Annotated in this window: 20 protein-coding genes; 11 read left to right on the top strand and 9 right to left on the bottom strand. The window is 58.4% G+C overall.

The features are described from left to right. Nucleotides 1–24 precede the first annotated feature (24 nt). The 4 genes from RLW41_RS07750 to RLW41_RS07735 form a co-directional block, all read right to left on the bottom strand. Complete coding sequence (locus RLW41_RS07750) at nucleotides 25–441, bottom strand: hypothetical protein (protein ID WP_409561299.1); 417 nt, start codon at nucleotides 439–441, stop codon at nucleotides 25–27. Further along, nucleotides 434–1,198 carry a flagellar biosynthetic protein FliR gene (locus RLW41_RS07745; protein ID WP_409561298.1) on the bottom strand — a complete coding sequence of 255 codons (765 nt, stop codon included), beginning with the start codon at nucleotides 1,196–1,198 and terminating at the stop codon, nucleotides 434–436. The genes RLW41_RS07750 and RLW41_RS07745 overlap by 8 nt, the downstream gene beginning before the upstream one ends. Then, nucleotides 1,195–3,291 (bottom strand): flagellar biosynthesis protein FlhA, encoded by a 2,097-nt coding sequence (gene flhA, locus RLW41_RS07740; protein ID WP_013949896.1) that lies wholly within the window; start codon nucleotides 3,289–3,291, stop codon nucleotides 1,195–1,197. The genes RLW41_RS07745 and flhA overlap by 4 nt, the downstream gene beginning before the upstream one ends. Nucleotides 3,292–3,476: 185 nt before the next feature. Further along, on the bottom strand, nucleotides 3,477–4,874 hold the full coding sequence (locus RLW41_RS07735; RefSeq protein ID WP_414464577.1) for a UDP-glucose dehydrogenase family protein: 1,398 nt from the start codon (nucleotides 4,872–4,874) through the stop codon (nucleotides 3,477–3,479). Nucleotides 4,875–6,047: 1,173 nt separating this feature from the next. On the opposite strand from RLW41_RS07735, the gene RLW41_RS07730 reads away from it, so the two are divergent. Both RLW41_RS07730 and RLW41_RS07725 read left to right on the top strand, forming a co-directional pair. Further along, entirely contained in the window at nucleotides 6,048–6,308 is a 261-nt protein-coding gene (locus tag RLW41_RS07730) for a hypothetical protein (protein WP_409561295.1), read from the top strand. A gap of 163 nt (nucleotides 6,309–6,471) precedes the next feature. Then, the gene (locus RLW41_RS07725) at nucleotides 6,472–7,623 is read left to right on the top strand and encodes a ceramide glucosyltransferase (RefSeq protein WP_414464125.1); all 1,152 of its coding nucleotides are present in this window, start codon (nucleotides 6,472–6,474) and stop codon (nucleotides 7,621–7,623) included. 71 nt (nucleotides 7,624–7,694) lie between these two features. Here RLW41_RS07725 and RLW41_RS07720 read toward each other — a convergent pair whose 3' ends face one another. After that, nucleotides 7,695–9,539, bottom strand: a complete 1,845-nt coding sequence (locus RLW41_RS07720; protein WP_414464576.1) for an alkaline phosphatase family protein — start codon at nucleotides 9,537–9,539, stop codon at nucleotides 7,695–7,697. An 82-nt stretch (nucleotides 9,540–9,621) separates the two neighbouring features. Then, nucleotides 9,622–11,301 (bottom strand): CorA family divalent cation transporter, encoded by a 1,680-nt coding sequence (locus RLW41_RS07715; RefSeq protein WP_414464124.1) that lies wholly within the window; start codon nucleotides 11,299–11,301, stop codon nucleotides 9,622–9,624. Between the two features lie 276 nt (nucleotides 11,302–11,577). Between RLW41_RS07715 and RLW41_RS07710 the strand changes: the two genes are divergently transcribed. The 4 genes from RLW41_RS07710 (at nucleotide 11,578) to RLW41_RS07695 (ending at nucleotide 16,779) form a co-directional block, all read left to right on the top strand. Further along, nucleotides 11,578–12,294 (top strand): type 1 glutamine amidotransferase, encoded by a 717-nt coding sequence (locus tag RLW41_RS07710; RefSeq protein WP_414464123.1) that lies wholly within the window; start codon nucleotides 11,578–11,580, stop codon nucleotides 12,292–12,294. 396 nt (nucleotides 12,295–12,690) lie between these two features. Continuing rightward, nucleotides 12,691–13,584, top strand: a complete 894-nt coding sequence (locus RLW41_RS07705; protein ID WP_244421068.1) for an ABC transporter substrate-binding protein — start codon at nucleotides 12,691–12,693, stop codon at nucleotides 13,582–13,584. A gap of 130 nt (nucleotides 13,585–13,714) precedes the next feature. Continuing rightward, on the top strand, nucleotides 13,715–14,803 hold the full coding sequence (locus RLW41_RS07700) for a quaternary amine ABC transporter ATP-binding protein (protein WP_414464122.1): 1,089 nt from the start codon (nucleotides 13,715–13,717) through the stop codon (nucleotides 14,801–14,803). Further along, entirely contained in the window at nucleotides 14,800–16,779 is a 1,980-nt protein-coding gene (locus tag RLW41_RS07695) for an ABC transporter permease (protein ID WP_414464121.1), read from the top strand. Before RLW41_RS07700 ends, RLW41_RS07695 begins: the two co-directional genes overlap by 4 nt. A 17-nt stretch (nucleotides 16,780–16,796) precedes the next feature. Here the strand turns inward: RLW41_RS07695 and RLW41_RS07690 are convergent, their stop codons facing one another. Beyond that, on the bottom strand, nucleotides 16,797–18,020 hold the full coding sequence (locus RLW41_RS07690; RefSeq protein ID WP_414464120.1) for an acetyl-CoA C-acyltransferase: 1,224 nt from the start codon (nucleotides 18,018–18,020) through the stop codon (nucleotides 16,797–16,799). Between the two features lie 112 nt (nucleotides 18,021–18,132). Here RLW41_RS07690 and RLW41_RS07685 point away from each other — a divergent pair, with 112 nt between their 5' ends. From RLW41_RS07685 to RLW41_RS07675, 3 genes are all read left to right on the top strand, one after another. Then, complete coding sequence (locus RLW41_RS07685) at nucleotides 18,133–18,618, top strand: PaaI family thioesterase (RefSeq protein ID WP_414464119.1); 486 nt, start codon at nucleotides 18,133–18,135, stop codon at nucleotides 18,616–18,618. An 18-nt stretch (nucleotides 18,619–18,636) separates the two neighbouring features. Continuing rightward, entirely contained in the window at nucleotides 18,637–19,230 is a 594-nt protein-coding gene (locus tag RLW41_RS07680) for a TetR/AcrR family transcriptional regulator (protein WP_414464118.1), read from the top strand. A 137-nt stretch (nucleotides 19,231–19,367) separates the two neighbouring features. After that, nucleotides 19,368–20,174, top strand: a complete 807-nt coding sequence (locus tag RLW41_RS07675) for an SDR family NAD(P)-dependent oxidoreductase (RefSeq protein ID WP_414464117.1) — start codon at nucleotides 19,368–19,370, stop codon at nucleotides 20,172–20,174. A gap of 49 nt (nucleotides 20,175–20,223) precedes the next feature. Here RLW41_RS07675 and RLW41_RS07670 read toward each other — a convergent pair whose 3' ends face one another. Continuing rightward, nucleotides 20,224–20,937: a YoaK family protein gene (locus RLW41_RS07670; protein ID WP_414464116.1), complete on the bottom strand. Its 714-nt coding sequence runs from the start codon at nucleotides 20,935–20,937 to the stop codon at nucleotides 20,224–20,226. Between the two features lie 207 nt (nucleotides 20,938–21,144). Between RLW41_RS07670 and RLW41_RS07665 the strand changes: the two genes are divergently transcribed. Further along, nucleotides 21,145–21,540: a DUF302 domain-containing protein gene (locus tag RLW41_RS07665; RefSeq protein WP_414464115.1), complete on the top strand. Its 396-nt coding sequence runs from the start codon at nucleotides 21,145–21,147 to the stop codon at nucleotides 21,538–21,540. 89 nt (nucleotides 21,541–21,629) lie between these two features. Further along, nucleotides 21,630–22,157 carry a Dps family protein gene (locus tag RLW41_RS07660; RefSeq protein ID WP_013949876.1) on the top strand — a complete coding sequence of 176 codons (528 nt, stop codon included), beginning with the start codon at nucleotides 21,630–21,632 and terminating at the stop codon, nucleotides 22,155–22,157. A gap of 42 nt (nucleotides 22,158–22,199) precedes the next feature. Here the strand turns inward: RLW41_RS07660 and RLW41_RS07655 are convergent, their stop codons facing one another. Then, nucleotides 22,200–22,841, bottom strand: a complete 642-nt coding sequence (locus RLW41_RS07655) for a flavin reductase family protein (RefSeq protein ID WP_414464114.1) — start codon at nucleotides 22,839–22,841, stop codon at nucleotides 22,200–22,202. Nucleotides 22,842–22,850: the final 9 nt, after the last annotated feature.

The following is a 22,850-nucleotide window of genomic DNA, read 5'->3' as shown; positions in this document are numbered from 1 at the left end:
ATCGTTGGAATGTGTGCGACGGTATCAGGTTGAACGCGGAGACTTACACCGGCCTTGCGCGGCGAGGGATTGCTGGAATTCGAGCAAAGCTTCGAGGTCTTTTTGTTCGGATTTGCGTGCTTCTTCGGCGCGAACATCGGCAAGTAACTCGGATGCGCCGTGGGTGCGGCCTGCCGCTTGCGCATAGCGGCGGACGGCAGCCTCGTGCTCCCTCGCGAGGCGTTGAAGGCGCCGGTCCATATTGCCGATGCTACGCGACATGAGCGCCAGGAACGGTTCGGTTTCGGGCGTCGGATTGGCGACCCGCGCCAGCAAAGCGTCCTGCGCCGAGCGCAAATCGTTGACCTGCCGCGCTAGCTCGCCGACCTTGGCCCGCTCTGTCGTCTCGAGATCGCGAAAGAGATCAACGAGACGGCGTACTTTGCTCGATGATCTAGCCATATTGACCGATATTCTGGATAGCTTGAGAGACGAGAGATGCGAAAATTTCCAATACGGATTTGTCGATCTGCAGAAGAATAAAGAGACCACCGAGCAGGACGAACGGCGTAGACACGAAATAGATCGGGATCTGCGGCACCATCTTGTTCAGGAAGCCGAACGCAAGGTTGACCGTGATTGAATAAACGACGAGTGCCGCGCTGAGCTGAATCGTGAGGCGGAAGGCCGTATCGATATTCGAGACGATCAATTGCAGATTGGGGGGCGAGGCAATTGCCGTGCCGACTTTGAGCCCGACATATGAGTTCTGCAGCATGCGAATGACGTTGATGTGCTGGTCCGTAATAAAGAACAGCGCTACGGCCGGCATCGTCACCATCGAGCTGAAGGGTGATGAGGGATCGTTGTTGTCGACGGAATGCGAGAAGATCGAGCCATAGCCCGCAAGGTTCGCCATCGTTGTCGCCGCAAACTCGAGCGCTAAGAATAGAACGCGCACAAGGAAGCCCAGAAGAATGCCGGTCAGAGTTTCGATGCCGATCAGAGAAAGGAGATTGCCGGACGTTTCCGTCGTGGCCGGCTGGACCGCATCAAACACCAAGGGCGTTATCGCAAGCGCGACAGCAATCGCCGCGAAGAGACGAAGCTGCACTGGAATGCGCTCGCTCGAAATGCCGGGCAAGACCATGAAGCAAGCGCCGACACGGCAGAATACGACAAACGGAACAAGCAGTGTTTGATGTGTCAGTTCCGTCATGAGATCGCGCCGAGCGACTGGATCTGGACGCCCCGGCTGATTTCCAAATGCGAAAGAACGGGTAGCGTGCCGTAGAGGCGCTCGGTAACGGTATGAACATATGGGCGCGTTTCGGCGGCGGTCACGAGCACGAATTGATGTCCGGCATCCATGAGCGGCTGCACGACGCGAGCCAAATCTGTTCCAAATTGCTCGATCAGGCGCGGCTCGATATCGAATTCGACGACTTCGCCTTTGGCGTCGCGCTTCAATGCCTGATGGAACGCGAGTTCCCATTTGTTCCCAAGGCGCACGACCTTGAGATAGTTGCCTTCGCTGAGATCGCCGCAAATCTGTGTCGAAAGCCGCATGCGAACATGCTCGGAAATCTGCTCCGCCTTGCGCGTAAACGGCGCGATCTCTGCGACGGCTTCGAGGATGAGATGCAGATTCCGGATCGAAACGCGTTCGGCGAGGAGCATTTTAAGAACGCTCTGCAGGCCGGAATATGAAATTTGCGTCGGGCAGATTTCATCGAGCAGCTTGCGATATTCCGGATCGAGGCGTTCGAGCAGCGCCCGGAGATCACGATATGAGAACAGCTGCGCGAGGCTGTTGCGGATGACTTCCGCCACGTGCGTCAGCAACACCGATGTATTTTCAACCGGCACGAAACCATCGCGTTTAAGCGCGTTGGTGAATATATCCGGAATCCAGAAGGCCTTCATGCCGAACGCCGGTTCGCGCGTCTCGTCACCTGGGGCTTCCGGCTTCGGACCATCGCCGACGACGACAAGTACGTCGCCGAGACGAAGCTCGGCGCTCGCGACGACCGTGCCGTGAACTTTGATCTGATAGCTTTTCGTTGGCACAGACAGGTCTTCCGAGAGACGGATTTCCGGAACGACGAACCCATATTGCTTCGCGAACTTCCGGCGCATCTTGGCGACGCGCTGCGGCAGGTCGCCGGTCGGACGCATAAGAACCGTTGAGATTTGCTTGCCAAAGCAGATCTCGATTTCGGTGGTCTTAAGTTGATCGCGGATGGACTGACGCGATTGCTCATCGGCCGACGGGACCTGCGCAGCGTCTTTCGCCTGCTCCGCAGTGCGCTCCGCGGCGGCTTTCTGTCGTAGCTGCCCCACGCTGATAAAGGTAAGCAGACCGCCGATGGCTGCAAACGGCAGCAGCGGCAGACCTGGCGCCAACGCGAGGATGGACATGACGCCGCCAGCCACCATCAGCGCGCGCGGATAGTTGCCGAGCTGGCTGACGATGACGCCTTCTGTCGATCCCTGTGTCGCGCCTTTTGAGACCAGAAGGCCGGCCGCGAGCGAAACGATGAGAGCCGGCATCTGCGTGACGAGGCCGTCGCCGACGGACAACTTGACGAAGGTGTCGACGGCGTTTTCAAACGGCATGTCGTGTTGCGTTATGCCGATGATGATACCGCCGAAGATATTGACGGCCGTAATGATGAGGCCAGCGATGGCATCACCGCGCACGAACTTCGAAGCGCCGTCCATGGCGCCGAAAAACTGGCTTTCCTCTTCCAGTTCCTTGCGTCGGCGGATGGCTTCTTTTTCGTCGATCGAGCCAGACGACAAGTCGGCGTCGACGGCCATCTGCTTGCCGGGCAGCGAGTCGAGGGTGAAACGCGCGCCGACTTCGGCGATACGCGTTGCACCTTTGGTGATGACGACGAAATTCACCGTTACCAGAATGATGAAGACGATGATGCCGATAACGAAATTTCCGCCCATGACGAACTGAGCAAAACCGGCGATCACGTGTCCGGCCGCGCCCGGCCCCTCGGCGCCCTGCGAAAGAATAAGCCGCGTCGTCGCGACGTTGAGCGACAATCGCAGCAGCGTCGCGATAAGAAGAATCGTCGGAAACGCCGAGAACTCCAGCGGACGTCGTATCCACAACGAAACCATCAAGATGACAATGGCCAGCGCAATCGAAAGCGCCAGCCCCAGGTCCATCATGAAGGCAGGGAGCGGCAGAAAGAGAATGGTCAGGATGCCGACGATGCCGACAGCCAGGCCGGCATCGCGCTGACCCAAGCCTAAATCGATGCCACCCTGAGCGGCGGTTTTCGTCGCAGCCATGAAAAGAGATCCCTCGCGCTTTGGGGCGAGCTTCCTACCCGAAGCTTGCGCGAGGTCGTCATCGGATCATGGACAGCGGAGAAAAATACAAAAATTCTCGAAATTCCGGCCGCGTCAATAGGATGACTCAGCCGATCGCAGAGAGTGACATCCGCAACTCAAGGCGCGTCGGACGCCGGGGGCGCCTATTTTGCGGCTTGCGCCGAATGCAGGTCCGCAGACAGCGGTCGCGGCCTCGGTTCGGATATCTCGGCTGCGGCGTTCCCTCGGCCGATGCCGGAATAATTGAAGCCGAGGCTACGCGCCGTTTCGGCGTCGATCGCGTTTCTGAGGTCAACGATGGTATTGCCGGTCATGCGCGCTTTGATGGCCTCAAGATTGAGTGCGCGGTACTCGTTCCATTCCGTGACGACCACCAGGATGTCGGCGCCTTCGGCCGCCTCGTTCGCGTTCTCACACCAGGTGATGCCTGGAAGCAGAGGCTCCGCTTGGCGGCGTCCTTGCGGATCGCAGGCCCTAATCGTTGCGCCACGCTCTTGCAGCATCGGCACGATGACAAGGCTCGGCGCATCGCGCATGTCGTCGGTATTGGGTTTGAACGTCAGCCCAAGCACCGCAATCGTCTTGCCGCGCACTGATCCGCCGGCGGCTTCCTCGATACGGATGGCCATCGCCAGCTTGCGCTCATGATTGACACGTTCGACCTGCTCGATGATCGAGATTGGCGCCTTGAATTCCCGCGCAGTTCGGATCAACGCTGAGACGTCTTTCGGGAAGCAGGACCCGCCATAACCCGGCCCCGGATGCAGGAACTTATCGCCAATGCGACGGTCCTTGCCGATAGCCGATGCGACCTCCTGCACGTCGGCTCCCACGCTCTCGCACAGATCGGCAATTTCGTTGATGAAGCTGATCTTGAGCGCCAGGAAGGCGTTCGCCGCGTATTTCGCGAGCTCAGCCGATTCGCGTTCGACGAACATGACGGACGAACCGCGCAGCGCCAGCGGCTTATAGAGGCGTCCCATAACCTCGCGCGCACGCTCGTCGTCGGTCCCGACCAGAACGCGATCGGGATGCGTGAAGTCCTGGATCGCCGATCCCTCGCGCAAGAATTCCGGATTGGAGCAGACAGCCACATCGGCGTCCGGCCGCTTGGCTTTGAGACGGCGTTCGATTTCGCGACTCGTTCCAACGGGCACCGTCGATTTTGTCGTCACGACAGTGAAGTCTTGAAGGTACGGCGCTGCTTCTTCGACGGCCGTGAAGACATAGGAGAGATCGGCGTATCCGTCGCCCCGGCGCATTGGCGTGCCGACAGCCAGAAAGACGACATCGGCGTCGGCGACAGCCGGACCCAGCTTCTCCGTAAATAGCAGGCGCCCGGCCTTGATATTCCGCTCCATGAGATCATCGAGGCCGGGTTCATAGATCGGGGAACGCCCAGCTTTGAGATCTGCCAGCCGGTCCGGATCTTTGTCGACGCAGGTGACTGTCCAGCCGAAATCGGAAAAGCATGCCGCCGAAACAAGACCGACGTAGCCCGCTCCAATCATACAGATCTTCATTGTCGCAATCCCTCGTATCCCACAGGGACGATATTCCACCAAACGGCGAACACCGCCAGCCCATATTTCCGGCGAACGCGCTGCATTCTGACGGGTTGGTAAAACCGCGCAATATCATTGCGTTATGACGCCAAGCGTGATGTAGAAAAAAGTCGCAAGCTCCGTGCATGGCGCTTATTCATCAGCACGGTTCTAAGCAATGCACGTCTTCTTATTTGATCCGGCGTGCCGAACAGCGTCTTATGGCTCTTGCGGGCACGATTGGCGTGCTCGCCGCGGTGATTTCGATGAGACTTGCGCCGCGTCATCAAACGCTAAGCTCCACGACGCACTCGTGGGCTCCGCCACTGGAGACCGCTATGAAACAGACGAACTTTGACTGTCTTTCTCCTCACGAAACGACGATGAACGTCGGTTGTCGGATGAGCTGTTGTCTCTGCCGCTGTTGAGCGCGCAAAACCGCTCAGAAAACGGCGTTTTTATTCCCCAATCGCAATCATTCAGAGGACGCTGGCCACTGCCGGCGAACAAGAAGACATGTCAAAATCATACGTCATCGAAGTTGGAGACGATCAAGCCGGTCTAGTCATTCGAGAGGACGGAGAACGCGAATACCTCTTTCACTCAGCGTTAGCAGCTTACGACGCCCTTGAGGGACGCCGCTTCGCCAATCCGTTCCTGGCAGAAAGAGCAGCTATCGCGCACGCATCGGCCCGGCGCCATTTTCGAGGCCGGGCAGCTGCTGCGAGAGGCGTCGGGCTATGACGGAAAAGCGATATCGCATCGTTGCACCAGAGCATGAGCAAGATTTCTCGGGCCACCAGCCGAGAACTCGCGTTCGTGGCAACGAAAGGCCCTCGTTGATCGTCGCAGCGTCACGCGATGAACCGTTATCGGATCCCGTGTCCGAACTCGCGCCCGTCGGCCCATCGCCCGATTTGTAGGCGGATTAGGAAGCGCGGACCCGTAATGTTTTTTCGCTCCCTGGACCTGATCGCTGCGTCCGCGAACAGGACTTGAGGCCGGCGGTGCCAACTCGGCGCTGCCGGTCTCCTTTTCTCCGAGTTGAGATCAACCGCGACCAGACGTCGTCTGCGCGGCCATCTCGTCCCGGCCGTCATTGACTGGTATCAACCCCTTCCTGGCGGCGCGGGTGTTAGCTGCAGGCTAGTGAAGCTTGGGAGGGGAATTATGGACGATCATTTCTGGCCTTCGATGTATCCGGGCCTGATTGTGGGCATTCTCTACGGTTTGTCGCTTCGCGGCGTTTCCAACACTGTTATCGCAGCGATCGGTGGCGTTATCGGCGCGGCGATCGCCTACGAAGGGCTTTTGGCTGCCAACTTGAATGACGGCTTGCCCGGCGTGATCGGCCTTTGCGCGGCGGCCTTTGTTGGCGCCTACTTGTCGACCACTGCCGTGCGCCGCATGGCCAGCCCGCCGAAATCATAAATCTCGCAGCGCGCAGACCGTTCGCAGTTCACGCGACAAAAGTGTGGATGAGCTACAACTTTGGGGCATTCTTATTGGATGTCGCAGAGTTGTCGTGCAACCGTCGTCAATGTTTCAATGAATCTTGAAATGCAGCGGGTTCATTCTTGTCGACGGAGGAGCTATGGCCGATCTCGTGACGACGGCGGCTCTTGTCTTCTGCATTTTGGCGGTGTCCACCCACCTTTTGACGGTCGCCTTGACACTCTACCGCGTATCGGCGCCACGTAGCCGATCGCGTGCGACAAATGTTGAGCCGGTCAGCATCGTGCGTCCGGTTTGCGGTGTCGATCATTTCGATGAAATGACATTGCGTTCGACATTCGAACTGAAAGCCGCGGACTATGAGGTTATATTTTGCGCGGCTCGCGAAGATGATGCGGCCGTACCGCTTGTTCGCAAGCTGATCGTCGAATACCCGCATATCCAGGCCCGCCTGTTGATCGGCGATGATCGGCCAACCAGCAATCCTAAGCTCAACAACATCGTCAAAGGATGGGCGGCCGCACGCCATCGGTGGATCGTTCTGGCGGACAACAATGTCCTGATGCCCGCGCACTACCTCGACGATCTGTTCCAGAGTTTCACGCCGGGTGTGGGCCTCGTCTGTTCGCCGCCCATCGGAAGTCGACCGATCGGTTTTTGGGCTGAACTCGAATGCGCATTCCTCAACACCTATCAGGCTCGCTGGCAAAGCGCGGCCGATACGATCGGATTCGGATTTGCTCAGGGCAAGTCGATGCTTTGGCGCCGCGATATCCTCGACGATGCTGGTGGCATCGAAGCGTTGGGCGCCGAGATTGCCGAAGACGCTGCCGCTACCAAGATCGTCCGCTCTCATGGTCTTGACGTCCGGCTCGTAGATCGCCCGTTCGAGCAGCCGCTGGGCCTGCGAACCAGGGCTCAAGTCTGGGATCGGCAAGTGCGCTGGGCGCGACTGCGTCGTGCAACGTTCCCCTTGTTCTATGCGCCGGAAATACTTTCCGGCTGCACTCTGCCTGCCGCCGCTGCCGCCGTCGCCGCAACGGCCTTCGACGTTGATCCGTTAATGGCGCTCGCTGGGCTGCTGTCGCTTTGGTTGGGTGCCGAAGTCTTGTTGGCACACGTTGCGGGCTGGCATCTGCGGTGGCATTCGCCATTTACGTGGCTTCTACGCGATGCGCTTTTGCCTGTACTCTGGGTCGAGGGCTGGGTGGGAGACACCTTCGTCTGGCGCGGCAACGATATGAGCGTCGCCGAGCAGAACCGCGAACTCGCAGTCACCAATAAGATCTGAATCAGAAAGTTCAGAGTCCGGTCTGAAACGGACCCTATCGCGGCTTGCAAGGCCGGGCGCTTCAGATGCGTTCACTTATGGGTCTCGGCGATGGTCGCCTCCGGATGCAAGCCGACCGTTCGTCCGGGAAAGCCGGCGGCGTCGAAATATTTCGTATCGCCCGCCACCTGATAATTCAGGATCGTACGCAGGCCTGAAGCCGATGGCGCTGACCCCAGTGTCTTGCGCTCCCACTGCGGCGTTGCACCGTTCGGAAACGCTTCGATCAATGGTCTGCCGACCAATTTTCCATGGCTCGTGGGCAGCAGTCCAAGGATCGCGATGATCGTCTTGCCGATGTCGGCATTGCTGGCCGGCGCCTCGTCGACAAAGCCCTCTTTGAAATCAGGGCCGATCGCGGCCATGAAGTTCTCGGTATCGCCCCGGTTGAAGCTGCCGTGCATGCCCTGGCCCTGCTGCAATTCGGTATCGGAGACGACCACCGCGCACGTGGTCGGTTCCGAGCAGCCGGTCGAGAAGCTCTTGAAGTTGACGACGATTGAGGGTCTGAGCATTAGCGCTGAGCCTTTGAGATTGACGGCGCTGAGCGGCAGTGTCCCCGCAAAGCTGCCGAGGTCATCCTCAACGAAAATCCCGCTGACGTAGTCTTGCGCCATCAGCGAGTCGATCGTCTTCTGAACGAGAGCACGGTCGCCGCTCGGAATGTAAATGAGATCCGAACCGCCATTGGCGGCGACGATCACGTTCGGAGCGTTCGGATCTTTGCCGATATAGCCATTGCCGTCGGACGGATGCGTTCCCTCCGAGACCTTGGCATTGCCGTCGTCCGGATCATAAAGCGGCATATCGAGCGTTTTCGCGAGGTCGATTGCGAGGAACCCAGGCGGCAACAGCGAAGGCGGCACATTCGGATAGGTGGCCTTCGCAGCTTCGCTCGTTTGGCTCTGCTTCGAGATCGTCGAGAAGCCGTGGTCCGACGAGATGATGATGTTTGTCGTATCAGCGAGCCCGAGCCGATCGAGCGTGCGCCGGATCATGGCCAGATTGGAATCAGCATTGCTGATGGCCGCCATCGACGTCGGACCGTTAATGCCCGGTTCCAGCCGCAGGAAGCTGTCGCCTTGATTGTGCTGCGTCCCGTCCGGATCGCGCGACCAGAACACGATGACGAACGGCTTGCCGTCCTCCTTGAATTTCGGCAGCACAACTTTCGTCAATGCCTGCACGAAATAACCTTGCTGGACGATGTTGGCGTCTTTTGTGCCCGGTGTTTTGAAATCGCCATGGTCTTTGTTGGTCAGACGGCTTGGAGCTTCGGTCGGCAGCCCGTACGCCTTAAGACCTTCGCTGACCCAAGGAGCGAGCGGAATTCCGACCGATCTACCCGTCGCGTCGTCGATGATGACGCTTTCGGCGCCACCGCGCGAGGAGTGATCGAATACGGCCGTCGGGCCGATCTTGCCGATTGCGGCCGTGTTGAAGCCGGAGCGATGGGCAACGTGCAAGATGGTCTCTTCGTCGATGAAATTGCCGCCGAAGTGGTCGTCGATGTCACCGATAACGCCATCGCTTTCGATGAACGACAACCGCGCCGACTTTGCCGAGCGAATGATAAAACCGGCATACATGACGTTGCCGAACACACCGGTATCGCCGAGGTAATGTCCTGTCGCCATGCCACTGGAATTTGGCATCGTGAACGTCGGAAACAACGAGTGGCTGTTGACGAAGTTTACGCCCTTGTCCCGCACATCGGCAAACGTCGGCGCCGTTTCAGGCGTGACGATCTTCCGCCGCAAGCCGTCGGGAACGAAAAGAATGACATTGTGCTTTGGTGCATCGGCGTGAGCCGGCGCGATGCTGAGAAGCACCGCAAGGCACAAGCATGCGCGCAAAAGAATCTGCTTCGGCACCATATTGAAGTCGTCCCCTCTAAGCGAAAGATGCGCTTGTCCATCGCCTAGATGATGGAAGCGACGTCCCTCTGACATTCCCCCTTCAAATGCGCGTCTTACGGCGAAGCCTGGGAAACCAGTTCGCCGAGCCGTCGGACAGCGATTCCATCATGTCCGACAAGGCGCGCGATTTAGCGATTGTAATCAGCGTCAGCAGGATGGTCGGCACAAGCACTGCAGAAAATGCCACCAATCGCCATGGCGTCGATTGATTGGCCCAATCGAGCAGGTTCATACCGAGAAAGCCGGTGACGGTGGTGCCGACAAGTCCGAGCGTGGTCACAACGGTCAGTCGCGTAACGGTATCGCTCTGACGGCGCATAGCCTCGTTTTCAAGGAACTCGCTCATCTCCTGAATTTCCTGTCGAATGTCGTCGTAGAGGCGGTCAATATCGAGATGGCGGCGACACAGCGCAAAAATATCGTGTGCCTGCGTCTGATTGCTGACCGAGTGAAACCAGTAGCGATGCGTGAACCGGAGGAAGGTTTGCAGCGCCCGTCGCGATGCCGCTCTGAACGCCAGAATCGCGCTCTTGTTATTGGCATCGAGACGGCTCATCGCGCCGGTCAGATGATCGGAGAACATCAGCAGCGAAGCCTTGTGGAAGTGCGCGATCAGAAAGACAAGGAAGTGCTCATGCCGGAAGCTGTTGAGGCAGCCATGGTTGGGGTCGACGAAGAACGGGTTGTCGGCGCTGCCCGTCACGACAAGGGCATGACCGCACGACATATAGCGGCTCTGCGGCCACTCGATCTCGTTGTGCTGTCCGAAGTATCGATCGTAGCAATACCGCTCCTCGAAGTCTTCAAGGTGGCGCTGGGAGAATGGCAACTCCGAGCAGTCGCCTGGACCGGATGCAAAAGCGAGGCGGACGTAATCGGCGCGCGTCAGCTCGCTGCCGGCTTTCACGGCAATAAGCGCCATTTGCGGCATGCGATAATATTCGAGCTGCTTGTAGCGCAACGCACCCGGGTGATCGGAGTGATGCGGCACAAGCGGATGCAGCAGATATTGCCAATGCGCAGCAACGCGGGCCGCGCGCTTCGCGCAAACCTGCGCCAGAAACTTGTCGCGATCCCCGTAATCCGAGGCGGCCAGAACGTCACCGTGGCTTGAAAGAAATTCGACCTTCACTGGACAATGTCCGGCAACGCCCGTGTCCTTCTCCCAATAGGCCGGATGCGTTCGTCCCAGTCGGAACATCACGTCCTGAACGTCGGCGAGTCCGATGTCTTCGGAATAAAGCTCCAACGCTAGGATCGCGACATCGATTTCGAAGAAGAAATACAAGTCGACGTGAGCCACCTTGAGTTCGATCGGGGCCGCGCCGGGCGTTAGCTGTACGCGCACGGCCGCTACATCGGTACGCCGGAAGGTTTTGACCGGACTTTCCGATGACACCGATCCCGGTGATCTGCCAATTCGTCCGCCGTAAAGGAAGCGCTGGACCGGCGGCAGGAAGGTCACGAACTCATTGTAGTGACGCTCCTGAAAATCTTTCGGATCGCACGTGAACTCGTCATCGACCTCTTTCCACGGATTGTCCGGGCCGAGATTCGAAAGGATCGCCGCGAAGTCATGATGAGACGGCTCAGGATTGGGCGGCATCAACTCGACCGGCCATATAAGGATCTGCCGGAACTGTCCGATGCGGGTGTCGGCTGAAGCGTGTGGTGCAATCCCCGACCCGGCCGCAGTTTCGGAACGGACTTCATCAAGCATGAGAGCCTCGGCTTGCTATCGAATTGCGCCGCAGAGCAGCTTCGAAATCGAGTTCCCTTCAACGCGCCTCTCACCATTGCCCCATATCCATGACGGTTATGCGACATGTATGAAATATATGGGGAATTTCGCGTTTGTTCGGACCTGTAAAGCTCTGGCATCCAATGACCAGGGGCATCGAAGCGCTGATGACGGATGAGTTTACATCGTATATCTGCGCCCTGGTGTCGTCGGCCGGTCGATCATGACATACGTGAACAGGGAATAGGGGGAAACGTGCGCTTTCTTGTTTTTCAGCACATCGCTTGTGAGCATCCAGGCATCTTTCGCAAATTCTTCGCCGCCGACGGCATCGCTTGGGATGCCGTCGAACTCGATGAAGGAGCCGCGATTCCCGCGCTTGAAAACTACGATGCGCTTTGGGTGATGGGCGGCCCGATGGACGTCTGGGACGTCGATGAATGCCCGTGGCTTGTCGATGAAAAGCGCGCGATCCGCCGCTGGGTTCGCGAATTGGAAAAACCCTTCATGGGGCTTTGCCTCGGACATCAGCTCCTGGCCGATGCCTTGGGCGGCACATGCGGACCGCAACGTCCGCCTGAAATCGGCATTCTCGATGTCGCCCTGACGACGGAAGCCGAAAGTGATCCGGTGTTCGGCAATCTGCCCAAGGAATTCAAAGCTGTTCAGTGGCACTCCGTGCGCGTTGCGCAGCCGCCTGAAGGCGCTGTTGTGCTCGCCAAATCGGGCATTTGTCCCTGCCAGGCGATGCGTGTCGGCAAAACGGCGTGGAGCATGCAGTATCACGTCGAGATCGAAGACAACACGATCGACGACTGGGGAAATATCCCGGCTTACGCGCAAGCGCTGGAACGCACGCATGGACCTGGCGCACTGCCGCGCATGGCAGAAGCTGCTAAACCCCACACCGCGAATTTCGCTGCGGATGCCGAAACGCTTTATCGCAATTTCATGCGGACCATTCGGCAATAGTCCGCTTCAGGATCGATAACCGGCCAACGCGTTTCATCGAGCGAACGCAGAGCAAATCATCTGCGTTCTCTTTCTTTTTTGGGTTATTCTATTCGTCAAAGATCGCGTTTGGCGGTAGCGCAATCGGCGCAAGACGACGACTTTCTATGAAACATTTATTCGCGCCCGTGCTGCTTATATTTGCACCAACTGCCCTGAATTTGGCCTTGAACACACTTTGAAATAGGTATCATAATTCAAAAATCATCACTCTCAGGAAAGTCACTGCACGCGATTTCTGCAATTCGACCTCAACTGATTTGGCTTGGAGGCTGATCTATGTACACTGCCGTCAAACGCGTTTTGGCCGGGGGGGCCTGCGCAGCGATCGTATCGCTGGCGAGTTTTAGCCAAGCCATGGCGGGCGCTCCTGAATCGCAAGATCCAATCAAGATTGCATTGTTCGATTGGACGAGCGTCAATCTCAACGCCAAGATCCTTGGCGGCATTCTCACCAAACTCGGCTACAACGTTGAATACCCGACGGCCGATTATCTCTCGAGCCTCACCACCGGCCTTACGAACGGCGATATCGATATCGGCGTCGAATACTGGGATACGACCGCGCGCGAAGCGATGAAGGCGTCCGACGCCACGGGTCAGACCGAGCGGCTCGGCAAGCTTGGTCCCAAAGCCAAGGAAGAGTGGTGGTTCCCGGAGTACATGAAAGAAAAGTGCCCCGGCCTTCCTGATTGGAAAGCTCTGAAGGATCCCAAGTGCGCCGAAGCCTTCTCGACGCCCGATACAGCGCCAAAGGGCCGTTATCTCGGCGGTCCCGTGACCTGGGAAGGTTTTGACGACGAGCGCGTCGAAGCTCTCGGCCTGCCGTTCGTTGTTGTCCACGCCGGCACCGACGGCGCGATGTTCGCCGAACTCGATTCCGCCTACCAGCGCAAAGCGCCGATCATGCTCTGGATTTATTCACCGCATTGGGCGCCAGCGAAATACAAAGGCGAGTGGGTTCAGTTCCCGGAATATGAACCGGCCTGCTACACTGACCCGAAGTGGGGCGTGAACCCGGATAAGAAGTACGATTGCGGCAAGCCGCACGGCGAAATCTGGAAGTACTCCTGGAAAGGCCTGAAAGATAAATGGCCCGTCGCTTACAAAGTCGCCAAAAACTACACGATCGATACTGACGAACTGAACAAGATGTCAGGTGAGATCGATCTCGACGGCAAGTCGATGGATGACGTCGCCGCGGCTTGGGTCGATGCCAACGAGGCCAAGTGGAAGGAATGGGCGAAATAAGAGTTCGGCTGAGCTTCTTTTGCAGCATTGAGTGAAGACGCGACGGGAACCGGTGTGCCATCGCAGGCTGTCGGTTCCCGTCTGTTTTTGAGGCCACGCGGCGCGCTTTGCGCGATGGAGCGATTCTAAAATGAATACCCAAGCGCCCCTGCGCGATGATACGACGTCGGCGACGGACGATCGTCCGGTTAAACTATTGTGCCAGGATGTGTGGAAAGTCTTCGGCGAAGGCGCGAAGAATTTTCTGGCGAAACACAACGGCGCACCGACATCCGAAGACCTGAGCAAAGCCCAGCTCGTCGGCGCGGTGCGGCATGCGTCACTCGAAGTTCGTCGCGGCGAAAATTTCATCGTCATGGGCTTGTCCGGCTCGGGCAAGTCGACGCTCGTTCGCTGTCTCTCTCGATTGGTTGAGCCCACGTGGGGAAAGATCGAGCTCGACGGCATCGACCTGCTGAAAGCATCCCCTGATGAATTGATTGAGATCCGTCGTCACCGCATGGGTATGGTGTTTCAGCACTTCGCCCTGCTGCCGCATCTGACGGTGCTCGAAAACATCGCTTTTCCGCTTTCCGTTCAAGGCGTCGAACGCAAGACGCGCGAGGCGCGCGCGCGCAAAGTTATCGAGCTTGTCGGCCTCAGCGGGCGCGAGCAGTTTTATCCGCGTGAGCTTTCAGGCGGCCAGCAGCAGCGAGTCGGTATTGCACGGAGCCTCGCGGTCGAACCGGAAATCTGGTTCCTCGATGAGCCGTTTTCCGCACTCGACCCTTTGATCCGGCGCGAGATGCAGGCCGAGCTTCTGCGTCTCCAAAGCGTGCTGAAGAAAACCATCGTCTTCATCACCCACGATTTCGATGAAGCGATCCGCTTGGCCGACCGCGTCGCCATTATGAAGGACGGAGAAATCATACAGATCGGCACGCCGGAAGAACTAGTGCTCCATCCCGCAACAGACTACGTCGCCGAATTCACGCGCGACGTCCAGCGCTCGAAGGTGATGTCGGCAGCAAGTCTGATGCGCCCGGTTTCGCCATCTGCCGACTACGGCGGAACAGTCGGCGCAAGAGATAAGATCTCATCGTTTTCGGCTCGCATCGTCGGTGTCCGCAAGAACTTTCTTGTCACCGCCGCCGATGGCAGGCCACTCGGTGAAGTGACGCCCGATGACGTTATCGATATACTTGCCGATCGCGACGTGGCTAAAGAGGCACGTGTATGACCGTCGCAGACACGACGGCGCCCATCCGGCCGTCCGCCATCTCCACCCCGACGTTGATCTGGACTGTGGCCATCGCCGTTGTCGCGCTCCTCTATCTCGTTCCGAGCATCGCCCCTTGGGCTGTTAAGTACCCCGACGCCGCCATTATCCCGATTTCCAAGTGGATCTCGATAATCATGGCGTGGCTAAAGTCGAATTTCATGTGGTTGACGCGCGGCATCACCAACGTGTTCAACGTGCCGCTGCAATGGGCGATTGACCTGCTCGCCAAGGGCTGGAAGTCCGGTTACGGCCCCAACGCGGTCGTTCTGCCGCGTCTATCGTGGATCGGCGTGTGCGCAGCGTTTGCGATCGCGGGTTACAAATTCGGTGGTTGGCGTCTCTCGGCATTGGCCGCAGCCTGCATGCTATACATCGCCCTCTTCGGCCAGTGGACGAGCGCCATGCTGACATTGGCACTCATCGTTATCAGCGTGCCGTTGTGCGTTATCGTTGGGTTGATGCTTGGCGTCGTCGCCTTTCGGAAGCCCTGGATCGATCGTACGATCATCCAGCCGATGCTCGATCTGATGCAGACGATGCCGACGTTCGCCTATCTCATTCCGATGCTGCTCCTGTTTGGAAACAGTCCGGTGTCGGGCATGCTCGCAACAGCCATATTCGCAATGCCACCGATGGTGCGCGCCACCGTGCTTGCGCTGAAGCGCGTGCCTCACGAGATCGATGATTTCGGCGAAATGGTTGGTTGCACGCAACGCCAGAAATTGTGGTGGGTGCTGGTTCCCTCAGGGCGCGCGACACTGATGGTCGGCGTCAATCAGGTGATCATGCTCGCCCTGAATATGGTGATCATCTCGTCGATGATCGGCGCCGGTGGTCTCGGCTATGATGTGCTTCTCGCTCTTCGAGCGCTGAAGATCGGCCAGGGCATGGAAGCCGGTCTTGCGATTGTCGCGCTTGCGATCGTTCTCGATCGGTTGAGTCAGGCGGCGGCCCGTCAGCGTCCCGCCATGCACGTGCAGGACCAGAACTTCATGCAGCGAAACCCGATGCTGACGCTGGCCGTCGCCATTCTCGCTGTCACCACGATCCTGAGCGTCTATGTGCCGGCGTTCGCAGCCGTCCCGGCCGCAATCAAGGTTTCGACTGCTCCCTACTGGAAGGCGGCCGTCGATTGGATCAACATCCATTTCTTCGATGCCATCGAAGCTTTCCGCACCTTCCTGCTGCTCTATATCCTGAACCCGATCCGAGATTTTCTCGTCGATTTTCCTTGGCTCGGAATGGTTCTGCTCGTCGGACTGGCAGGGTATCGTCTGTCCGGTGTGCGCCTTGCCGTGCTCGTCGTTCTGATGACGTCATTCTGCGCCGTCACAGGACTTTGGGAAAAGTCGATGGCGACGCTCTATCTCTGCGGCGTGTCGGCGATCATTTGTGCCGTGTTCGGAATTGCGATTGGCATCCTTGCGTCGCGCAGCGATCGTTTTGCGGCGTTCTTGACGCCGGTCCTCGACACCTTGCAGACGCTGCCGTCGTTCTGCTTCATCATTCCGGTGGTCATGCTGTTCCGTGTAGGCGACGTGACTGCCATGATCGCAACCGTCCTGTTCGCGATCGTTCCGGCAATTCGCTACACCAACCACGGCATTCGCCAGATTCCCGAAAGCCTGATTGAGGCTGCGACCGTATCTGGATGCACGCCACGCCAGATGTTCTGGCGCGTGCAGCTTCCCCTAGCGCTCCCCGAGATCATGCTCGGTATCAATCAGACCGTGCTGCTGGCGCTGAGCATGATCATTATCTGCGCCATGATTGGAACGCGCGATCTCGGCCAGGAGGTCTTCATCGCGCTTGCCAAGGCCGATGCCGGCCGCGGTTTGACCGCCGGTTTTGCCATCGCCTTCATCGGCATCGTCTCAGATCGCCTGATCAGAGCTTCGACCGATCGGCTCCAGTCACGGATGGGCCTCTCCTGAGGCCCATCACGCAGAGTTCAATGCTGAACGCGCTCGATAGCGATTGCGGTCGCTTCGCCACCGCCGATACAAGCCGACGCGATCCCTTTCGTCGCTCCCTGCCGCTCAAGCGCGTGCAGCAGAGTCACGATCAACCGCGCGCCCGTTGCACCGATCGGGTGTCCGAGTGCACACGCGCCGCCGTTGACGTTGAGCTTATCGCGCGCGATCGAAAGATCCTTCTGCGCGGCCATCGCGACCGCCGCGAACGCTTCATTGATCTCGTAAAGATCGACGTCACCAGCCTCCCACCCGGCCTTTGCCAAGGCTTTGCGAATGGCGGGAATTGGCGCGGTCGTGAACCAGGCCGGCTCCTGACTGTGCGTCGCGTGCGCGCGGATCTCAGCAAGGATCTGTAGTCCTTCGCGCTCTGCAAGCGAGCGACGCGTTAGAACCAGAGCTGCCGCCCCATCGGCGTTTGCCGACGAGCTGGCCGCGGTTATCGTGCCGTTCGGCCGGAACGCCGGTTTCAGCTTCGGCACTTTCTCCGGTGAGACCTTGAGCGGGTTCTCGTCATCGACCACGACCTTCTCGCCCTCTTTGGTCGCGATGCTGATCGGAGCAATCTCGGCTTTGAATGCCCCGGACTGAATAGCGGAGCGCGCGCGCGTCAGTGTCTCGACTGCGAACGCATCCTGATCCGCCCGCGTGAACTGATAGGCCTCAGCCGTTGCCTCGCCGAAATCGCCCATGCTGCGGCCTTTTTCGTAGGCATCTTCGAGGCCGTCGAGCAGCATGTGATCGAGCACCTGTCCGTGCCCGACGCGAAAACCCGCACGGGCCTTCTGCAGCAGATAGGGCGCGTTCGACATCGATTCCATGCCGCCCGAGACGACGATATCGGCCGAGCCCGCGGCGAGCAGATCGTGGGCGAGAAACGTGGCTTTCATGCCCGACCCGCAAACCTTGTTTACGGTCGTCGCACCGGTTGCATCGGGGAGCCCGGCTGCCCGCGCCGCCTGCCGTGCCGGCGCCTGCCCTTGTCCCGCCGTCAGCACGTTACCGAAAAGAACTTCGTCCACTTTCTCTGGCGCCAGCTTAGCCCGTACCAGTGCGGCTCGGATGGCGTGCGCACCGAGTTCCGAAGCCTGGAGCGGGGCAAGATCGCCCAGAAACCGCCCGAGAGGTGTCCTAACCGCAGATACGATGACAATCGGGTCCTGACGCACTGGTGGGGCTCCTCCGCCTTCTTGGCTATTCATGATGGCCGACATAATATATGATAGACGTAATGCAAGTGAGTGCATCGCTCCGCAACGCCGAATGTTGACGCACCTCAACGCGCGCCGCGAGAAAACGAAATTGGATGAGCCAATGAAGACCAGGATTGTGTCGCCCCATGTTGCGGCAGCGATGTCAGGATTGGATTTTCTTGTTGCGCTGCGGGACGGTGCGCTTATCGCGCCGCCATTCAGCCGCGCGACAGGAATTTTGCCGAAAGAGATTGAGATCGGCCGCACCGTTTTCGAAGGGACGCCAACTGAGCAATTTTATAACCCGATGGGGACTGTTCACGGTGGCTGGATTGCAACCCTTCTCGACACCGCAATGGCGTGTGCTATTCAATCCATGTTGCCCGCCGGACAATCGTATACGACGCTGGAACTCAAGACCAATTTCGTGCGTCCGGTCTTTGCCTCGACGGGTGTCCTGCGGTGTGAAGGCGTCGTGCTTTCGCTCGGCAGTCGCATCGCGAGTTCGGAAGGGAAGGTTTTCGACAAGGAAGGGAACCTTGTCGCTCACGGGACAGAGACATGCATGGTCATGGGCCAACGCAACGGCGCGTCGACCCACGCTTAGGCCCAAGGAGAAAAAAGAATGCCGCGAGTATCGCGCAAGGAAGCAGATCAACACCGCGAAGACGTGCTCAATGCAGCATCGAAGCTCTTTCTTGAGTACGGCATCGACGGCGTGAGCGTTCCCGCCGTCATGGCCGAAGCTGGTCTGACACACGGCGGATTTTACGGTCATTTCGATTCGAAAGAGGCGCTCGTCGCCGAGGCCTGTGAACGCGCGTTTAAAGAGCGCCGCAGCATTTACGACGGGATCGAGCAACGTAATGGCGCTGATAAAACATCCGCGCGAGTGGAATTTATCAAACGCTACACGACGAAAGCACACCGCGACGCAATCGGCCTCGGTTGTCCGGCCGCCGCCATGTGCGGAGACATGGCACGCGAAAACCCCAAAGGCCAGATCAGAACCGCATTTGCCGCCGGTTTTAACGTGATGGTCGAGCGGTTGACACCGCTTCTGTCGCGCAAAAGAAAGGACAAGGCCGCCGCGCGCGAAGACGCTTTAGCACAGATCGCCATGCTCGTCGGGGCAGTAGTTCTATCGCGATCGACGAAGGGCTCGCCCGTCTCCGACGAGATTATGCAGGCGGTGCGGGACGCCCTGTTAGACGCTTGACGAAGTTTTGAATGGCCGCTGCTAGGCCGGTTGGCCAAGATGATAATTACGTTCGCCATTTTATATGATGTAAAAAATATATAGTGGCGAGGCCTCGCCATTTCGAAATCCAAACGAGGACAAGAAAGGAACATCAAATGTCGAATTCTAAGGGAACGGCCCTTGTCACAGGCGCCTCATCGGGCATCGGCGCTGTGTATGCCGATCGGCTTGCCAAGCGTGGGTATGATCTATTGCTCGTGGCACGGGATGCGCAGCGGCTCGAAGCACTTGCCCAATGCATCAAAGCCGAAACCGGCAGGTCGGTCGAGGTCGCCGCGGCCGACCTGACTTCGAAGATCGATCTCGCCGCTATCACCAAGCGGTTACGGGAAGACAAAGCGATAACGCTTCTGCTGAACAATGCGGGCATGGGCTACAACGGCGCCATGGCCGATGCCGACCTCGCCCTCACCGACCGGCTGCTTGATCTGAACATCACTGCGGTGACGCATTTAGCGTCGGCTGCCGCTGCCAACTTCTCTGCGAAGAAGTCGGGCATTCTCATCAACATATCATCGGTCCTGGCGCTCGCGCCTGAAATCGCCAGCGCCGTCTACTGCGGTTCGAAAGCCTACGTTCTGAACCTGTCCCTCACACTCAATACTGAGCTATCGGATGCCGGCGTACGCGTTCAAGCGGTCCTTCCCGGCGCGACGCGAACGGAAATCTGGGAACGTGCGGGCATCGACGTCAACAAATATCCGCCGGAAATGATCATGGATGTCGAGCCGATGGTCGATGCGGCGCTCGCAGGCTTGGACCTCGGCGAACTCGTCACGATCCCGGCACTGCCGAACGGCAAGGATTGGGATGATCTTAATGCGGCGCGCCTCGCGCTTCGTCCCAATCTCTCCCTTAGCAAACCGGCGCCGCGCTATACGAAAACCCACGCCCACGCTTGATCCCGGCACATGCAATACGGAAACGCCGCCAGACGAATGGCGGCGTTTTTCATGTTGAGCCAGATCGCGCGCCGATCGACTTTTCCCGAATATAGAAGCCGATCGTCATCGCTGCGAAAATCGGAGCGCCGATGAAAACCCACTCCTTGACGTGAGCATAGGTCACGGCAGCGGCTGCGCAGCCGAGCGCGAAGGCCACGATGCCGTTGAGCAGGTTGGTGACCCGTGCCGTCACGGCTGGCTTCTTATCGACGGACACGCCATGAAAGAGATCGGCAAGATCGAGCATCGCCTGCGTTGTCGTCCCGGTCATGATGGTCGTCGGCGGATAGTTCGCAAGGTGAATGCGATGAAACGCATTTTGAATGGCCATAGCAACGACCAGAATAAGACCGACAGCGACGGCGGGAACTGTATCCGCATCGGGGAAGGGGCCGTTGCGAACGGCAAGCACGCCCGCAATCGTCATCAAAATGAATTGAAGCGTAAGCCAGATGCCGAGAATCGGCAGGCCGCTTTTCTCAAGCTGGAAACGCAGTAGTCGCGTCGCAAACACCACCGCGCAGAAAAGCGGCAGTGCTAGTATCTTGGCAATTGTATCCGATGAACCCTGGGCAAGCGATGCCCCGAGCGTCACGAAGTTTCCCGTTACATGTGAAGTGAAGAGCCCGCTCAAAGCGAGAAAGCTCGACGTATCGACGTAGCCAGCCGTAATACTCAATACGGCCGGCACGGCCGGCAGCGTCATAAGGCGCGGCATCATTCTTCCCCTCTTTGAGTCGGATTAGCCAGACACGATTAGACGACCGCCCGAATGTCGTCACCCGCGAGAGCCGCCAAGCGGTGGCATTTGTCGCAATTTTTCTGAATGCACTATTTTGCGCCGGCCCCGGTGGACAATGACCGGTGGTCGGAGCTAACAGTGGCGGCCCCAAAATCTCGCGCCGGAACCGGAAGAAGCGTCGGCAAAATGGTCGAAGGATTGATCACTCTCCAAAGCTCCCATGGTCCGAAGGAGACGGCCGACCGGCTCGCGGCGACCGCGTCCAGCCATGGCATGACGGTTTTTGCACGCATAGACCATGCAGCGGGCGCAACGGCAGCCGGCCTCGATCTCCGGCCGACAGAAGTGCTATTCTTCGGAAACCCGAAGGCGGGCACCGTGCTTATGCAAAGTGAGCAGACCATCGGCTTGGACCTGCCTCTGAAGGCCTTGGTCTGGCAAGATGAGCGCTCCGCGACATGGATTTCGTATCAGGATTTAGTCTGGCTCGCGAAAAGATATGAGCTTCCCCCTGCCATTCAGCCAACCGTAGAAAAAATGTGCTCATTGATTAAAGTCGTCGTCGAGGAGGCTGCCGGATGACCTCGATCAATGTGGCGGTATCTACCGCCTGATCAATTACAAACCCCTTTTCACACCCCCCGCAACGCATAGCCAAGGAAGAGATGAACATGAAAGCGGATACGACCAAATCCCGGCGTAAGGCTCCACTCGATACGCCGTCGCACTTCTCCGACAACGCCATCAAGGACATCTCCGCGTCGCTCTCGGCGCTGCTTGCCGATTTCTTCGCGCTCTACATCAAGACGAAGAACTTCCACTGGCATATGTCCGGTCCGAATTTCCGGAGCTACCATTTGCTTCTCGACGATCAGAGCGAGCAGATTTTTGCGGCGACGGATGATATCGCCGAACGTGCCCGCAAGCTCGGTGGCACGACGATCCGTTCCATCGGCCAGATCAACAGCCAAAAGCGTATTCTCGACAACGACGCCGATTTCGTTTCGCCGAACGATATGCTGGCAGAGCTTCGCGACGACAATCTGCAGTTGGCGGACGAAATGCGCCAGCTCCACGATCTCTGCGACGAGCATGGTGATGTCGCTACAGCGAGCCTTCTCGAAAACTGGATCGACGAAGCTGAACGCCGCGTGTGGTTCCTCTTCGAATCGACCCGGAATATTCCGCACGAAGCCTGAGCATCGCTTACGATTAAGGACAATTCGGACAAAGGCGCGAGATCAATCTCGCGCCTTTTCCTTTTCCAGCGCGTCATACGCCCGGGGCCGCTGCATCTGAAACGCCGTCTCCGCCGTTCCATAGAGCCCGCGTCCGTGGAGCCTCGAGATCAGATTGAGTTTCGCCGTGTCGACGTAGAACTTCGCCGGGTCGAGCATGGCCTCGTCGGCAATATGCGCCTGAACGACTTCGCCAATCGCGAGCAGCTGGTTGGAAAAGATGAGCGGCGTATGCAGCCGGCATTCGAACGAAACCGGACTGATCGCAACCCGCTCCGGATTGACCTTGAGCGACGGGACCGTCTCAAGCTCGGCCAATGCAAGCTCGTCAACATTCGGAGGCGCATCAACCGACGTTAAATTCATCGCCTCCGCCGCCACGCGCGGCACGAGATTGACCACGAACTCTCCCGTGTCGAGGATATTGCGGGCGGTGTCCTTCATGCTGCCGTCGCCGTCGGTCATGATGCCGACGGCAAGCAGTGCCGGGTCTTTGCCCATGGCATTGAAAAAGCTGAACGGCGCCGCATTGCGGGCGCCGTTCTTTGCTCGTGTCGTTACCCAGGCGATAGGGCGCGGAACGATCGTACTGGTGAGAAGCTTGTAGCGATCGTCTGCTGCAAGTGTTTCGAAGTCGAAGTCCATTCCAACACC

Source organism: Hyphomicrobium sp. DY-1, from assembly GCF_047497105.1.
Classification (GTDB): Bacteria; Pseudomonadota; Alphaproteobacteria; order Rhizobiales; family Hyphomicrobiaceae; genus Hyphomicrobium_B.
Note: the sequence above shows the minus strand (reverse complement) of the source record. Positions and strands in the feature narration are given on the sequence as shown.

Excerpts from the sequence above, each read along its gene's own strand:
- RLW41_RS07750 (WP_409561299.1), bottom strand. The coding sequence starts at position 441 with ATGGCTAGATCATCGAGCAAAGTACGCCGTCTCGTTGATCTCTTTCGC.
- RLW41_RS07745 (WP_409561298.1), bottom strand. The coding sequence starts at position 1,198 with ATGACGGAACTGACACATCAAACACTGCTTGTTCCGTTTGTCGTATTC.
- flhA (WP_013949896.1), bottom strand. The coding sequence starts at position 3,291 with ATGGCTGCGACGAAAACCGCCGCTCAGGGTGGCATCGATTTAGGCTTG.
- RLW41_RS07730 (WP_409561295.1), top strand. The coding sequence starts at position 6,048 with ATGGACGATCATTTCTGGCCTTCGATGTATCCGGGCCTGATTGTGGGC.
- RLW41_RS07725 (WP_414464125.1), top strand. The coding sequence starts at position 6,472 with ATGGCCGATCTCGTGACGACGGCGGCTCTTGTCTTCTGCATTTTGGCG.
- RLW41_RS07720 (WP_414464576.1), bottom strand. The coding sequence starts at position 9,539 with ATGGTGCCGAAGCAGATTCTTTTGCGCGCATGCTTGTGCCTTGCGGTG.
- RLW41_RS07715 (WP_414464124.1), bottom strand. The coding sequence starts at position 11,301 with ATGCTTGATGAAGTCCGTTCCGAAACTGCGGCCGGGTCGGGGATTGCA.
- RLW41_RS07705 (WP_244421068.1), top strand. The coding sequence starts at position 12,691 with ATGGCGGGCGCTCCTGAATCGCAAGATCCAATCAAGATTGCATTGTTC.
- RLW41_RS07700 (WP_414464122.1), top strand. The coding sequence starts at position 13,715 with ATGAATACCCAAGCGCCCCTGCGCGATGATACGACGTCGGCGACGGAC.
- RLW41_RS07695 (WP_414464121.1), top strand. The coding sequence starts at position 14,800 with ATGACCGTCGCAGACACGACGGCGCCCATCCGGCCGTCCGCCATCTCC.
- RLW41_RS07690 (WP_414464120.1), bottom strand. The coding sequence starts at position 18,020 with ATGAATAGCCAAGAAGGCGGAGGAGCCCCACCAGTGCGTCAGGACCCG.
- RLW41_RS07685 (WP_414464119.1), top strand. The coding sequence starts at position 18,133 with ATGAAGACCAGGATTGTGTCGCCCCATGTTGCGGCAGCGATGTCAGGA.
- RLW41_RS07680 (WP_414464118.1), top strand. The coding sequence starts at position 18,637 with ATGCCGCGAGTATCGCGCAAGGAAGCAGATCAACACCGCGAAGACGTG.
- RLW41_RS07675 (WP_414464117.1), top strand. The coding sequence starts at position 19,368 with ATGTCGAATTCTAAGGGAACGGCCCTTGTCACAGGCGCCTCATCGGGC.
- RLW41_RS07670 (WP_414464116.1), bottom strand. The coding sequence starts at position 20,937 with ATGATGCCGCGCCTTATGACGCTGCCGGCCGTGCCGGCCGTATTGAGT.
- RLW41_RS07665 (WP_414464115.1), top strand. The coding sequence starts at position 21,145 with ATGGTCGAAGGATTGATCACTCTCCAAAGCTCCCATGGTCCGAAGGAG.
- RLW41_RS07660 (WP_013949876.1), top strand. The coding sequence starts at position 21,630 with ATGAAAGCGGATACGACCAAATCCCGGCGTAAGGCTCCACTCGATACG.
- RLW41_RS07655 (WP_414464114.1), bottom strand. The coding sequence starts at position 22,841 with ATGGACTTCGACTTCGAAACACTTGCAGCAGACGATCGCTACAAGCTT.